The 14,090-nt window shown below is 65.4% G+C and carries 8 protein-coding genes; 5 read left to right on the top strand and 3 right to left on the bottom strand.

The window, feature by feature from the left end; translation table 11 throughout:
* Positions 1-61 precede the first annotated feature (61 nt).
* On the top strand, positions 62-388 hold the full coding sequence (locus ACGFIF_RS31150; RefSeq protein WP_393159428.1) for a hypothetical protein: 327 nt from the start codon (positions 62-64) through the stop codon (positions 386-388).
* Between the two features lie 227 nt (positions 389-615).
* On the opposite strand, the gene ACGFIF_RS31155 is transcribed toward ACGFIF_RS31150, so the two are convergent.
* Positions 616-1,203 (bottom strand): FAD-dependent monooxygenase, encoded by a 588-nt coding sequence (locus tag ACGFIF_RS31155; protein WP_393159429.1) that lies wholly within the window; start codon positions 1,201-1,203, stop codon positions 616-618.
* Positions 1,204-1,215: 12 nt separating this feature from the next.
* Positions 1,216-2,655, bottom strand: coding sequence for an FAD-binding oxidoreductase (locus ACGFIF_RS31160; protein ID WP_393159432.1), 1,440 nt, complete (start codon positions 2,653-2,655; stop codon positions 1,216-1,218).
* 180 nt (positions 2,656-2,835) lie between these two features.
* Between ACGFIF_RS31160 and ACGFIF_RS31165 the strand changes: the two genes are divergently transcribed.
* A complete protein-coding gene (locus ACGFIF_RS31165; protein ID WP_393159433.1) occupies positions 2,836-4,290 on the top strand; it encodes an AlkA N-terminal domain-containing protein in 1,455 nt (484 codons plus the stop codon).
* 1,478 nt (positions 4,291-5,768) lie between these two features.
* Complete coding sequence (locus ACGFIF_RS31170; protein ID WP_393159436.1) at positions 5,769-6,911, top strand: hypothetical protein; 1,143 nt, start codon at positions 5,769-5,771, stop codon at positions 6,909-6,911.
* A gap of 139 nt (positions 6,912-7,050) precedes the next feature.
* Here the strand turns inward: ACGFIF_RS31170 and ACGFIF_RS31175 are convergent, their stop codons facing one another.
* Positions 7,051-7,482, bottom strand: coding sequence for a hypothetical protein (locus ACGFIF_RS31175; RefSeq protein WP_393159437.1), 432 nt, complete (start codon positions 7,480-7,482; stop codon positions 7,051-7,053).
* Positions 7,483-8,294: 812 nt separating this feature from the next.
* On the opposite strand from ACGFIF_RS31175, the gene ACGFIF_RS31180 reads away from it, so the two are divergent.
* Both ACGFIF_RS31180 and ACGFIF_RS31185 read left to right on the top strand, forming a co-directional pair.
* Positions 8,295-11,279, top strand: coding sequence for a helicase-related protein (locus ACGFIF_RS31180; protein WP_393159438.1), 2,985 nt, complete (start codon positions 8,295-8,297; stop codon positions 11,277-11,279).
* On the top strand, positions 11,276-14,035 hold the full coding sequence (locus ACGFIF_RS31185; RefSeq protein WP_393159440.1) for a hypothetical protein: 2,760 nt from the start codon (positions 11,276-11,278) through the stop codon (positions 14,033-14,035). The genes ACGFIF_RS31180 and ACGFIF_RS31185 overlap by 4 nt, the downstream gene beginning before the upstream one ends.
* Positions 14,036-14,090: the final 55 nt, after the last annotated feature.

Raw genomic sequence — 14,090 nt, forward strand, 5'->3', positions numbered from 1 at the left:
GGCGCACCCGGACTACCGGCACAGGAAGTCCCGCTTGATGCTCAAGAGGAGCGCAGTAGTCATGTCTGTACACAGCACGAAGAACGCAACCAAGACCGCATGCAAGACCATGCTCGTCCGGCTGGCGCTGGGCACCACCGCGACCGCGGCCCTACTGCTGGTGGCGGCCGCGCCGGCGAGCGCGATCAACCAGGACCACGCCGACCGAGCCGGGGTGATGTTCCCGGCGCCTTCGCCGGCGCCGTATGCCACAGCGTCCTCCGGCGGGGTGGACGTGTCGTCCGCCGCGCTCGGCGCCCTCGGCGGGATCGCGCTCGGCGGGGCCGGACTCGCCCTCACACTCGGCGTACAGCGCCGCCGCGACCACACAGCTGCCCGGCCAGCCTGACCGGAGCGAACCTACAGCGATCGCCGACGCAGACCGCGCCGGCGCTCGCCCACGGAGGGCCATGTTGCCCAAAGCAACAACTCTGTCAGTGGATCTGTCACTGAACGGGAGTCAGAACATGCCAGAGACGGCAGCCGTTAGGTCAATCAGTGACGCTGTGGACAGCGGAGTCTTGGGCCCGGAGCGTCTCGCACCGCGCCCCTGGAGCAGTTCCCGAAGATCGCTGTTCAACCAGCATGACCGTCCAATCGGTGATGTCGGAGAAGCCGTGCGAGGAATCGCCAGGACGCCTGTCCCACGTAGTTGGCCGGGGGACCCCCCAGGGCGAGGTTTCGGATCGTCGAATGGACGCCGTCCGCACCGACGACCAGGTCGTAGCTGCCGGTCGAGCCGTCGGAGAAGGTCACTTGCGGCGCCCCGCCGATTTCCAGGTCCGTCACCGACGTGCCGAGCCGGACAGGCACTTCAGCGGTCGCCTGGCGAAGCGCCTCATGTAGCGCCGCGCGCTGGATCGCGACGCAGCCGCCGACGCCGTCCCAGATTCGGTCGAGGTCGATGTTGGCGAGAAGACGGCCGCGGTGGTTGAGGAGACGCTGACGCCCGATCGGGTTCGCGTGGGCGGTTGCGGCCGGTCCGATGCCGAGCTCGTGCAATGCCCGTACGGCGTTGGCCGGTAGGTACAGGCCGGTGCCGCTCGGCTGCCAGTCTGTTGCCCGCTCGACAACCTCAGCGATGATGCCCCGTTGACACAGGGCGCGGGCCAGCGCGAGACCGGCAATACCTGCACCGACCACGAGCACCCGCGAGGCGTTCATGTTTGCCTCGCTCTATCCGGTACGGGCCCGGGGACGGATGTTCCGGTTCCGGCGGAACAGGTTCTGCGCGTCGTACGCGTTCTTGACCGCGACGAGGCGGTCGAAGTTGGCGCCGTAGGTCGCGCGGACACGCTCCTCGTCTTCGTCGGCGGTCTGGAAGTTGAGGTAGTTGCCCCCTGTCGAGAAGGGTCGGACGCTCTTCCATGCCTCCCGTACCCAGGCCACGTGCTCGTCGTCGGGGCTGTCAGCCGGCCATTGACCGGCGAACGCGGTCATGTAGCGGGCGTCGCGGTTGCCGACCGCCCCGTCGTCGTCTGCTCTCTCGTTCAGCTCACCCGCGAGGTGGATAACAATCGACGCCGACAGCGGGGACGTCACTTTCAAGGCACTGTCGCGGAAGATGTCGAGGAACTCATTCGTCAGGCCGGCCAGGTACTCGGTCTTCCAGTAGTAGCGGTGCCCCTTGGGCTCATCGCCGTCGAACATCGACTGCTGGTCGGTGTAGGGCGTCTCGGTGACGAGGTCGGCGATCGGGTCGCCGAGGGTGCGAACGGGGGCGAGGTCGGCCGCCGCGTCCGCACCGCTGTGGCATATGAGCAGCGCGACTATCGGTCTGCCGTGCCAGTCCTCGGGGAGGAACGGGGCCGGCGGCGCGAGGCGCACGCTCACGGCGGCGGTCAACTCGCGTGGCGCCGACTCGGTGAGGTTGCGGTAGGTCGCGAGCACGTCGTCGACCCGGTCGGCACTCCAGACGATGAGGCCGCCGGTAACGGTCGGGCCGACGTCGTGCAGGCGGAACGTGAATCGTGTGACGACGCCAAAGTTGCCTCCACCGCCCCGCAGCGCCCAGAAGAGTTCGGTGTTCTCCTCGCGGTTGGCCGTCCGGATCTGGCCGTCGGCAGTGACGATCTCGACCTCCTCGAGGTTGTCCGCGGTCCAGCCGAAGCGACGCGTGAGGTAGCCCAGGCCGCCGCCGAGGGTCAGGCCAGCGACGCCGACCTCGGAGGAGAAGGAGCCTAACGGCGTGGCCAGCCCGTGCGCCTGTGTCGCCCGGTCGACGTCTTGGAGCAGACACCCAGGCCCGACCTGCGCGAGCCGCGCGTCCGGGTCGACCGTGACGTCGCGCATGCGCGACATGTCGAGCGTCAGACCGCGCTCGGCGATCGAGGTACCGGCCATGTTGTGCCCCCCGCCCTTGATGCTCAGCAACAGACCGTGGTCACGCGCGAAGCCGACGACAGCTGCGACGTCCCGGGCCGACGTCGGCTGCAGCACCACCGCGGGGGCTTTCGCGACCATGCCGTTCCAGACCAGCACGGCGTCGTCCCAGCCGGCGTCGTCCGAGCGAAGCAACGGACACTTGACCCGCGACTCGAACTCGTCGAGCTGCTCCGACGTCAGCCGCACCAGTGCGCCGTCGAGTCCGGCGACGTCGATGGTGCTCGTCTTCATGCGCCGTCCATCCGCGCCGGCGAACTGTGGCTGATTCGCTTCCATCATGCCGCTCCTCACTTATCGTTGTGCTCAACGCTAAGTCGTTGCCAGGGCGGTGACTGGCGGGATTCGGCCAACTGAGTGGACGTCTACCGAGCTGGCCGAAAACCGCTGATACGGTTGACTCCGGGGCGAGAAATGAGCCACATCGTCGAGGACTTCGAGAGCTGCTACCGGCTGAGTTGCAGCCGCGATCCGCGCTACGACGGCATCTTCTTCATCGCCGTCACTTCAACGCGGCTCTACTGCCGGCCGAGCTGCCCGGCGCGGATTGCGAAGCGCTCGAACGTCTGCTTCTATCCAACGGCGGCCGCCGCGCAGTCGGCTGGCTTCCGCGCTTGTAAGCGCTGTCGCCCCGACGCATCGCCCGGGTCGCCCGATTGGAACTGGCGTGCCGACCGTGTTGGGCGCGCCATGCGCTTGATCGGAGACGGCACCGTCGACCGCGAAGGAGTCTCCGGGCTCGCAAAGCGACTGGGCTTCAGCGATCGGCATCTTCGGCGACTCCTGTCCGAGGAGGTCGGCGCAAGCCCGGTCGCACTTGCGCGCGCCCAGCGTGCCAACACCGCCCGGCTCCTGATCGAGTCGACCGCCATGTCCTTCGCCGATGCGGCCTTGGCGGCCGGGTTCCATAGCGTTCGCCAGTTCAACGCCACTATCAAAGACGTTTTCGACTTGACCCCGGGCGAGATGCGGCACCGGTCGGACCGTGCCTGCTCCCGGTCGCCCGGAGTCGTCGAGCTTCGCCTGAACTGCCGGGAGCCCTTCGATGCGGCCGCCTTGCTGCGGTTCCTGGAAGTGCGCGCAGTCCCCGGTCTCGAAGACGTCAGCGGCGGTACCTATCGGCGAGCGCTGACTCTCGCCCATGGCATCGGGATTGTCGAGCTGACCCCGGAAGTGCGTTCCGTTCGGTGCGTTCTCCTCCTTGACGATTTTCGCGACCTCGCCGCGGCGGTAGCACGCTGCCGGCGCCTGCTCGATCTCGACGCCGACCCTCTGGCCATTGCCGGGGCCCTCGGCCGTGACAAGGTGATCGGCGGCCTCGTCCGCGCCCGGCCGGGGCTGCGAGTGCCGGGCTGCGTCGACGGAGACGAACTCGCCCTGCGCGCAGTGCTCGGTCAGCGCGCGTCGCTGCGGGCTGCACGGACACAGACAGCCCGCCTCGTCGAAACGTTCGGTACGCCGCTGCGCCAGCCGCTCGGGACGGTGACCCATCTATTCCCATCCGCGGCGGTCCTCGCCGAAGCCGACCCCAACGCGTTTGCCGGGCTGGGGCTACGCCGCGCCCCGTTGCAGACTCTCGCCGCCCAGCTCACCAACGGCGAAGTCCGGGTCGACGCCGGCTCAGACCCGATCGAAGCGCTCACCCGGCTACTCGCGATTCGTGGTATCGGACCTTGGACTGCCGCGTACGTGGCGATGCGAGGATTTCACGATCCCGATGCGTTCCCAAATGGCGACGCTGGTCTTCGCCGCGCACTCGAGGCACTGGGTTGCCCGGTCGACCCCCGCTCGGTCGCCAAGCTGCAACAGCGATGGCGGCCCTGGCGTGCATACGCCGTCGTTCAGCTCTGGACGAGCCTCGACCACTGACCGTGAGCGTTGGTCATGACCCCCGCGCAGCCGCGCTTGAACGCGCTGATCTCGAGCTGCGCGGGCCGTGACGCCCTGACCGGACTACCGTACTGACGGCCGAGCGGCTCATCGCTGCCGCCCACCAACCAGCCGTGGAAGCGGCGTCTGTAGCGCCAGGGCAGAAACCGGCAAGCGAACGTTTGAGCGAGCCGATGACGGTTCTGATGTCAGCCGGACTAACGCCTCGATGCTGGGGCAGGTTGGCTGCGCACCGCCGAGCCGCTCGCTCGCCGCCGCACTAGCCACTAACCCGCGCGGGAGGAGCCTTAGGGCGAGGAACGCGCACCAGCGGGCAAACGAGTGACGGGTAGCTCTGTGGGTCCAAGTCGCTGAGCACCACCGAACCGAGGAGGTTACTTCCAGATGGCGGTGCCACCAAGCGATGCCGGTGGCACCCTTGCGGATTGCGGTGATCCACTGTGGCCTCGGTACGGAGGCCCATCGCCTGGCAGCCGAGAACGGACCTCCCGTTGGAGATCAGCCTGACGCTTCCCGATGAGCCGCTCACCGAGGAACTCCCGGGGGGCATAGCGCGGATCGACATGCCGGTCACCAATGTGTCCGACTCAGCCCTGCACGCCACGACTGGCCGGGCCCCACATCTGACGCTCGTCAGGGACGGGCTGGTCGTCGCATCACCCCCCGGGGCAGCGTTCCTCAGCTCACAGCTTCGACCTCAGCCCCGGTGCCAGTCGCGACTACGAGTCCGGCGTCAGTCTCCGACGCTGCACCCCCGGCCCACCATCTCCATACTCCGTCCCGCAGATGGGGACCGCATTCCCCACTGGGGCTGGGCTGTCGGCCAGATTGAGAGGTTGATCCCCACCGAGCTCAGGCGGTCGGTGATTACGCAACCGGCTCCGGTAGCCGATAAGCGTGATTCTGTCCGTAGGCGTCCCGATCTGCAGTGCCAGCGCACTGAAGGCGGGCCGAAAGGACCAACTTGGTGCCCCCGGCAGGATTCGAACCTGCGACGCACGGTTTAGGAAACCGACCCACCCCACCGACATACCCCTCTCGAGGCGCAACCAGGCGACACCAGTTCGGCTGTTCTTGACTCCAGTCGACTCGGATCGACGCGCCTTTGTTCCCACGGTGTTCCCACGCTGAACTGCTGAGCGTTCGCCGAGCTAGCGCAGCTCGTAGCGACTGAGATGAGGCTGATTGGCTACGAGTGGCAGGCGAGACCTCAGCGGTACCTTGACTCGCGAGATACGCACCCTCCTTGCCGACCCGATCGTGCTCGGCTTCGCAGCTACCGGGTGCGCCCATGCAGTAGCCGGCGCGCCACGGCCGAGTCGATCCCGCCTCCTTGAACCGCACCCACCAGCGATCCTGCCGGGGCCCAGCTGGGCCGGTTCCTCGTATGGAAGGTCACCGCGGCGGGTGCGACGATGCCCGTACCAGAGACCTGGGGCATCGTAGTCTGGACCCGGATGCGGGAGGTGCATGTGACAGCAATCTGGGCTGACGCGGGCGACGGCTGGTCGCTTCTCAGCGCGGCGGGCTTCCCGAACGAGGCAAGTCTGCATGAGATCGTCGCGACTTCGCCGGAACTGCTGCCGCTGTCGGGTAGCCCGAGCCTGGCCGTGGTCGGTCGGGAGGTGCTGTTGGGCAGCGGGTATGCCGACGTCCTGGCGATCGAGTCAACTGGTCGGCCGGTCGTCGTCGAGGTCAAGTTGCGGAACAACTCCGAGTCCCGGCGCGCCGTCGTAGCGCAGATCCTCGCCTACGCCAGCGCCCTGCACGGCCTCACCCAGCAAGAACTCGAACGCGACGTCCTTTCACGTCACCTGAAGGGCCGATCCCTGCTCGATGTTGTACGCGAGTCGGAGGCCACCCAAGAGGGCGTCGATGCTGAAGCCTTTGCCGAGGAGCTATCGATCTCATTGAGGGATGGCGCCTTTCGGCTGGTGCTCGTGCTGGACGAAGCACCCGACGAGCTGGTTGGACTTGTCGGTTATCTGGAGTCGGTTGCCGAGGTGATCACCGTCGACCTGATCACGGTGACCGCCTATCAGCTAGGTGGACGCCGAATCATCGTGCCCCAGCGAGTGGCGCCCGAACCGCCACGCAGGATGGGCAGCGACGAGGCACCCGCTCAGTCACGATCCGGAGGTTTGGCACGCCGGGGTCACTCCGTCGCCGGGGTCTCGCCGTTCAGGGAAGCGATCCAGAACGCCCCTCCCGAGATGCAGCCTGCGCTCGTACGCCTCTCCGAGCTGGGCGAACGGCTTCAAGTCGAACGCTTGGCAGACGTGTCCACATACTTCGGAAAGCGCGGTGAGGTGACCCTATTGCCCAGGCTGCGGCCGGACAACGCAGGTCTCGTGACGTTCTGGCAGTGGACAGACGGGCGCGCCTTGGTCACTCCCTACCGCACTGTCTTCGAGCGGCGCGCACCGAACAGCATCGTCGGCTTCGAGCATGCGGCTGCGCCAGCCCGTCTCGGACAGGGCAATGAGGTCTCGACGATCACGGACGAACTCATCGACGCGGTGTATCACGCCTACCTGGAGGCCAACGGCCGAGGCTGGCCTCCTGCGGATGGGCTTGTACCCGAGACCGAAAGGTTATGAAACACGGCGGCAGTCGCGGGGGCCGACTTCAGGCTGCAGGAGCTCGGCGTCAGCTCCTGCAGCTCTCTCTCGAGTTGATGCGCTTTAGCGTCACGAGCGAAGGTCCGGCCGTTCAAGACGGGTGCCACGGTCTGACGAGCTACTTCGGGTAGAAGAAGGAGCCGTCCTTGCCGAACATGTCAGGGTAGTGGCTGGCCCTGGCGTGAATTTGCTGAGACTCGGGTAGGCGGCCGTCACGCATCCTGTACAAACCCCGTCGGCCGATCTCGGCGATGATCTCTCCAGCCCGCAGCTTGCCTTCTGGTGACTCCGTGAGCACCTTGTACATCGCGGCGTGCAGGGTCATTCTGCCGTCTTGCCCGCTGTGCGCAGTCTGCGGGCCGATCGGGCCAGATCCGCTAGGTGGCTCGGCGTCGATTTCGAGAAGACCCTCGAGGACGCAAACCCGGCGCTCCTTTCTGCCGAGGGCGTGTCGTGCGTCGTCGCGTTCCAGACGAGCGTGCTCCAGATCAGCCTCAATCTGTTCGCGGTGGTCCAGGCGGATCTTGACCAGTGCTTCGGTGTAACTCATGGCACATCTCCTGACTCTGATGGGCGACTGTTCGTCGAATATCACACAATCACACATCTTGCGAGAGATCAATGGGCGACGCTTGAGGTTCGCCGGAGCGCTGTCCGGCAGTCCCTTGTGATAGCCCACACCGCGGGGCCGGTGATGAGCAGTTACCTGGCCTGCTTCCCTTGGCCGACCTATGTAGGCGGCGGCCACCCTAGAACCGACGAAATCGATGTGAGTACCCGAGGGGCTACGCATGCGCGCGCACGTGAGTCTCAGTGCGGACGTGGCTGATGTCCGCGGCGGCCGGGGCGATTTGTCATCGCGGAGCGGCTGACGCTGGCCTTCGGTGGCCGGCGCGCCCCGACGGAGGGCAGTGGCACCCACCCTCGCCTGAAGTCAACCTCAGTCGTGCCTCGATCTGGGGTCGGCCAGATCACGATTCGCGTGAGGTTGCCGACTCGCCCGGCAGCAGAGTGAGATCATCGCGTGGCGGTCGCGAGGCCGCTGCGCATGTCACAGCGGCCTCGATCGTGTGGGCTGGTATGCAACCTCGACGCCGGTGAGGGGTAAGTTGTCGCGGTAACTGGGGAAGGGGGTGAACTATGTTCGAGAAGGGACAGCGGGTCCGAGTGGCCGCGGCTGGCGTGCCCGATTTCGCGACGGTCCGGTTCGTGATTCCCGGAGAGCAGCCGGGGGCATTCGACCTGATCCTCGTGGATGATGAGGGAAGACGTCACGAGGTAAACCTGGCTCCCGGTGATGCAGCCACGGTTCGTGCTCTCGTCAGCGATGGGAAGGCTGATTCAGCTAGGGTCCTGGCCGGCATGTGGACGCGGTGGATGGATGCCGCCGCGACGAACGCGGAATCCAGTGCGATGGCCTCGACACCGCTCAAACCGTACGCGCATCAGACCACGGCTGTGTACGGCGCGATGCTGCCGCAGCCGCTGCTGCGGTTCCTGCTTGCAGACGAGCCGGGCACAGGTAAGACCATCATGGCTGGGCTCTACCTGCGGGAGATGCAGAGGCTCGGCCTGGTCAAGCGGGCGATCATCGTGTGCCCGGCGAACCTGGCCACCAAGTGGGTGGACGACTTCCAGCGGCTGCTCGGCGGCGGGCTTCGCCAGCTGACGTCGGCGACCGTGCGGGAGAACGCACTAAACAGCAACGACCTCTGGGTTGTCAGTCTCGAACTGGCAGCCGTCAACCCTGCCGTCCAGGACGCCATCCGGCCGGACCGGGCTGGGTGGGACCTCGTGGTCTTCGATGAGGCGCACCGGCTCACCCCGACCGCTGCGGGTTTTCACCAGGTCGGGCGGTTGCTGGCCAAGAACACGCCACGTGCGCTGCTGATGACCGCGACACCACACCGCGGCAAGGAGTGGCTGTTCCGCCACCTGCTGCATCTGGTCGACCCTGGCATCTACCCCGACCCTGGCACTGATCCGAACATCGAGCTGAGCGCGCTGCGCCCCGGGCCGATCCATTTCCTGCGCCGCATGAAGGAGGACCTGGTCGACTACGACGGACAGACGCGACTGTTCAAAGGCCGCACGGCCCACAACCACAGCGTCCCGCTGTCGCAGGTCGAGTACGGCTACTACCAAGCCGCCCTCGACATGGTCGATCAATACTTCCCGCCCACCGCGCAGCCTCTCGCACGCATGGTCTACGGCAAACGTGCCGCCTCCAGCCTTCACGCTCTCGCGGAGACACTGCGCCGCCGGCATGCCCACATGGGCCAGATGAGCGAAGCCGAGGCCGCGCTCATCGCCGACCGTGAAGACCAGGGCGACGAGACCGAGATCGATGAAGCCAAGGTCGTGCACGCGGCCTCGACCGCGAGCCGCGCCGAGCGCGCCGGCATCAAGGCCCTCGTCGAGCAGATCGATGCCACAGTCAACGACCCGACCGTGCAGCCGTCGAAATGGAAGCGACTCACCGACGACTGCCTCGGCAAGCACGGCATCCATCCAGGTAACACCGAGCAGGCCGTCGTCTTCACCGAGTACGCCGACTCGGCCGAGTGGATCGCCCAGCGACTGCAAACCCAGGGCTACACCGCACGGCTGTACTCCGGCCGCCAGAGCAAAGCCGACCGCGATGAGGTCCGCAAAGCCTTCATGCGCGGCGAGTTCCAGGTCATCGTCACCACCGACGCAGGTAACGAGGGCATCGATCTGCAAGCAGCGCACGTCCTGATCAACTACGACATTCCCTGGTCGCTGGTCCGGCTCGAGCAGCGCATGGGCCGCATTCACCGCGTCGGCCAGCACCGAGACGTATTCCTCTACAACCTTGTCGCCACCGACACTCGCGAAGGCGAGACGCTGCTACGCCTGCTCGACAACTTCGTCACCGCCGCAAACGAGTTGCGCGGGCAAATGTTTGACAGCCTGTCGGCGGTCGCCGAGATCACCGGCGTCGACTACGACAAATGGCTGTCCGACCTCTACGGCAACGACGAGGTCAAGAAGCAGAACGCGATCGACGCGGCCAAGGCGATCCAGTCGCACGAGCTGACCCGGGCCGCCCGCCAAGTACGAGACACCGAGCGCAAGCTCGCGAGCCAGGTCGACGCAGTCGCGGCGCTCACACTGCTGCAACGCGACCTGTTCGCCCGCATCAACCCAGCCATCGTCGAGGCCTACCTCGACCGGCTCGCCGCCGCCGACCTCCTGCGCGCCGAGCCCACCGCCGCCGGCGCCGGCTTCCGCCGGCTCGCCCTCACCACCGGCACGCTACCGGCCAGCCTGGGCGGCGGGTACGAGGTCCACATCGCCACAAGCGGCGACGCGCTGCGCGAGGCCGCCGAGAACATCGACGTCGGCGACACCATCACCCTCGGCCCCGGTGAACCAGGCTTCACCGACCTCATCAAGCTCGCCGACCACAAGCTCGCCGAAGACGTCTACCAGGCCGGCGCGGCCGGGGACCCGACCAGCCTCACCCCGTACGACCTCTACGCCTTCGAGGCGACGATGACCGAGAGCGACGGCAAACGCGCCAGCATCTGGGCAACCTTGATCAAGGTCGACGACAGCGGCAATGCCCGCGCCGTGCGCTGGGAGACTCTCGCCAACCTCGTCCCCACCACCCGGCCCGGTACCGGGCCCCACCCCGCCCGGCACGACAGTGCCGTCCAAGCCGCCGCCGAGGTCGCCCAGGAGACAGTGGCACAGCACCGCAGTGTCCGGACAGACTGGTTCGCCCAAGCCCGCAGAGACCTCACCAACCTGCCGCTCAGCCTTACCGACAGCATCAAAGACCGCGACACTCGGCTCGCCCTCCGCAAACGACTCCAAGCGCAGACCACCGAGCGGCTCGCCGAACTCGAGCGGCTGGTCGATGTCCAGCTCACCGAACCAAAGCTCGTAGGCCGACTGCGCGTCCTCGCCGCCGCTGACCCCAGCATCCAGGCCGAGATCGACGCCGAAATGGTATCGATGAAACATGTCCAGCAGTTGATGCAGGACGACGGCTGGACCGTGGAAGATATCCACACCGAGGGCCGCGGCTATGACCTCGATGCCCGTCGCAACAGCCAGGTTCGCCACGTCGAGGTGAAAGGTGTACTCGGCAGCGCCGCCAGCAGTGGGATCCGGATGACCGGCAACGAGGTCCTCATCGCAACCCAACACCGCAAGGACTACTGGCTCTACGTCGTCGACTCATGCGCCGACGGCAAGGGCCGATTCTTCGGCGCCTACGAAGACCCCGCAACCTTGTTCGCCACCGACATGACCGGCGACGCGGTATTCCGCGTCCCGGGCAGCAGCCTCAAGAACGCACCCGGGAGCAATGTATGACCCGCATGATCGAGCGCTGGTTTCCCTGCGCGGAAGTCAGCCTTGCAGCAGCAAGTGGTTGGGGGAGCGGCAACGTTGAGCGCAAGCTCTTTACGTGGTTCGCGGCCCGTCCCTCCGCCCAAGCGAAAGCTGCAGTTGTCTGCTCGCTCCTGCCGTGGCCGGACGAGGAGGCCGAGCAGAAACGACTTCAGACGTTGGTACGCGAGGCCATGACGGGCCGAGATGCTGCCTGGACGGCCCTGCGTCACGAGATCATGCTCAGCAACACTGCTCCTGTCCGTGTCCTCGACCCCTTCTCCGGCCGCGGGATAATTCCACTTGAAGCAGCTCGGCTGGGTTTGCCGGCCGCTGCAATTGACTACTCCCCTGTCGCAGTGCTTGCTACATCGCTGCTGGCCGAGCACCCATTCATCGATTGGACCAACGAGCCTCCACTGCCTTTTTCGTCAAGCGACAAGTTCGCTGGCATCGGGGATCGTCTCGTTGAGGACGTGGACCTGCTTCTGGCCGAGATTGGCAGGCGCCACCAAGCCAGCATGCGTGAGCTATTCCCCGCCAATGCTGATGGATCGCAGCCTTGGGGCTATCTCTGGGCCGTCACCTTGCCTTGCCAGGAATGCGGCCGCCGCTTTCCGCTCGTGGGGAAGAATTTACTTCGCGAGCCATCCACCAGGAGAGTCAAGGGTTCGAAAACTTCGGTCGTAGATCCAGGGCAGTCCTTCTTCGTGCGTGCCTCGCGAACCGGAGACACATTCGAAATAGTGCCAGAGGATGGCCCGCCGCGGCATCCCGCGACCCTGGTGAATGCTCGTGGGACTGATGGAAAGAAGATCCCCGGTAAGGCCGCGGTATGTGTGTTCTGTTCCCACGCCCACCCGCTGAATGTTCATCGTCGCTTGACAAACGAGGGCGAGGGCAAGGATGCCTTGTTGCTGGTGGCTGACCACGACCCAACGGTAGGCAAACGTTTCCGTCTGCCAACCGACGATGAGATCGCTGCTGCCCAGGCAGCCAGCGAGGCGCTCGGATCAGAGAAGAACTTTGGCACGTTCCTGCCGGCAATCCCGGACGAGGTGATAGGTCCAGGCAACAACAACATCATTGGGCCCAGTATCTACGGGGCCCGAACATTTGGTGACTTCATGTGTGATCGGCAGACACTGTTCTACGTCCGGCTATGCAGAGTAATAGATGAGATTGGTCTGGAACTCGCCGCGGCTGGGATAAGTGACCGGTATGCGCGTGCGCTCACCGGCTATGCAGCCGCGAACATGGTTCGGATGTTGCGATACAGCACGCGCGGCGCTTGGCTGCACACGGCTGGTACGCCGCGCATCGCTGGCATTTTTTTAAACGAAGGATCCCTTTCGTTCTCCTATGACTTCTTCGAGGCCGGTATAGGTGACGGCCCTGGAACATGGGAGGGGGTGCGTGGCAGCTCCGTCAGCACGCTGAGAGATCTCATGCCGAGCCGACCCGGTACCGGTGTGGAGATTCGGCGAGCGTCGGCAACGGAACTACCTTTTGGGAAGGAGCGCTTCGCCGCTGTCGTTACCGATCCCCCGTACGACGAGATGATCGCATACGCCGATTCGTCAGACATCTTCTTCGCGTGGCTCCGGCGTGCACTCGTTAACACCTGGCCGGAGTTGGCCGTCAGCGCGGAGCCGGGAGGTGCGCAAGAGAAGGCGCTCGAAATCATCGTGAAGCGCAGTCGAGGACTTTCGAAGAGTGAATTCAAGGAGCACCGGACTCGCGAACACTACGACACCCTGATTGCGCAGGCGTTTACAGAGATGCGCCGCGTGGTCCAGCGCGACGGAGTTGTCACGATTGTTTTCGGGCATGGTGACCCTGAAGTGTGGCAGCGACTGCTGGCTTCGATAGATCAGGCGGGCCTCATCATGACCGGCTCGTGGCCGGCCAACACAGAGTCAGGTGGACGTCAGAACAAGGCAAACATCCAGACCACACTCACCATGTGCTGTCGTCCCGCATCGGAGAAGCGACAGCCGGGACGGAAGGGCTCCGTCGAGCGCGAGATCAGAGACGAGATCAGGAAGCGTTACCTGGACTGGGAGCGCTGGGGGCTTGCTCCGGCGGACATGTTGATGGCCGCCGTTGGTCCGGCGATGGAGGTTGTTGGGCGATACGAATCGGTCTTGGATGCCAAAGGTGAAGCTGTCGACATCTACACCTTTCTGCCACTCGCTCGGGCCGCTGTTCAGGACGCAATGGCGGTCGAAGTGGACCACCATCCGCTCGAGACCTTCGACGCTCGGACGAGGTTCGCCCTCTGGTGGGTTCGTTTGTACGGCCGGGAGGTACAAGCAAAGTCCGAACTGCGCTGGCAGTCACTCGCGTCATCTCTGGACATCGCCGAAGTTCGCGACTTGGTACCTGAGGCCGGCAAGGGCGTGGCATTTACGACGTCCCGTCAGTTCAAAGGAATTATCACCGCCGACTCCTCAGTCATTGACGTTGCGCTAGCTCTTGCTGCTGCGTCTGACGACGGGCTCAGTGTGATGGGAGAGATCCTCGTGGCTTCGAAGCGATCTGCCGATGACACCTACTTGTGGGCCGCCATCAAGTTCTTGGCTGATCGGCTTCCCGATAGTGACGCCGATTCCATCTTCTTTAACCGGGTACTGCGCACGCGATCCGGTATCACAAGCGCTGCTGAGGCGGTCTCTGCAAGTGGCGAGCAAGAACGCCGACGTCAAGTGAACGACGACGCACAGTTGAGGCTGCTGTGATCGGCCGCGCATCGCAAATCAGCCGATGAACACACGGGCCCGGAAGATCTGAGGA

The organism is Kribbella sp. NPDC049174 (assembly GCF_043197365.1).
Lineage (GTDB): Bacteria > Actinomycetota > Actinomycetes > Propionibacteriales > Kribbellaceae > Kribbella.

Excerpts from the sequence above, each read along its gene's own strand:
- ACGFIF_RS31150 (WP_393159428.1), top strand. The coding sequence starts at position 62 with ATGTCTGTACACAGCACGAAGAACGCAACCAAGACCGCATGCAAGACC.
- ACGFIF_RS31155 (WP_393159429.1), bottom strand. The coding sequence starts at position 1,203 with ATGAACGCCTCGCGGGTGCTCGTGGTCGGTGCAGGTATTGCCGGTCTC.
- ACGFIF_RS31160 (WP_393159432.1), bottom strand. The coding sequence starts at position 2,655 with ATGAAGACGAGCACCATCGACGTCGCCGGACTCGACGGCGCACTGGTG.
- ACGFIF_RS31165 (WP_393159433.1), top strand. The coding sequence starts at position 2,836 with ATGAGCCACATCGTCGAGGACTTCGAGAGCTGCTACCGGCTGAGTTGC.
- ACGFIF_RS31170 (WP_393159436.1), top strand. The coding sequence starts at position 5,769 with ATGCGGGAGGTGCATGTGACAGCAATCTGGGCTGACGCGGGCGACGGC.
- ACGFIF_RS31175 (WP_393159437.1), bottom strand. The coding sequence starts at position 7,482 with ATGAGTTACACCGAAGCACTGGTCAAGATCCGCCTGGACCACCGCGAA.
- ACGFIF_RS31180 (WP_393159438.1), top strand. The coding sequence starts at position 8,295 with ATGTGGACGCGGTGGATGGATGCCGCCGCGACGAACGCGGAATCCAGT.
- ACGFIF_RS31185 (WP_393159440.1), top strand. The coding sequence starts at position 11,276 with ATGACCCGCATGATCGAGCGCTGGTTTCCCTGCGCGGAAGTCAGCCTT.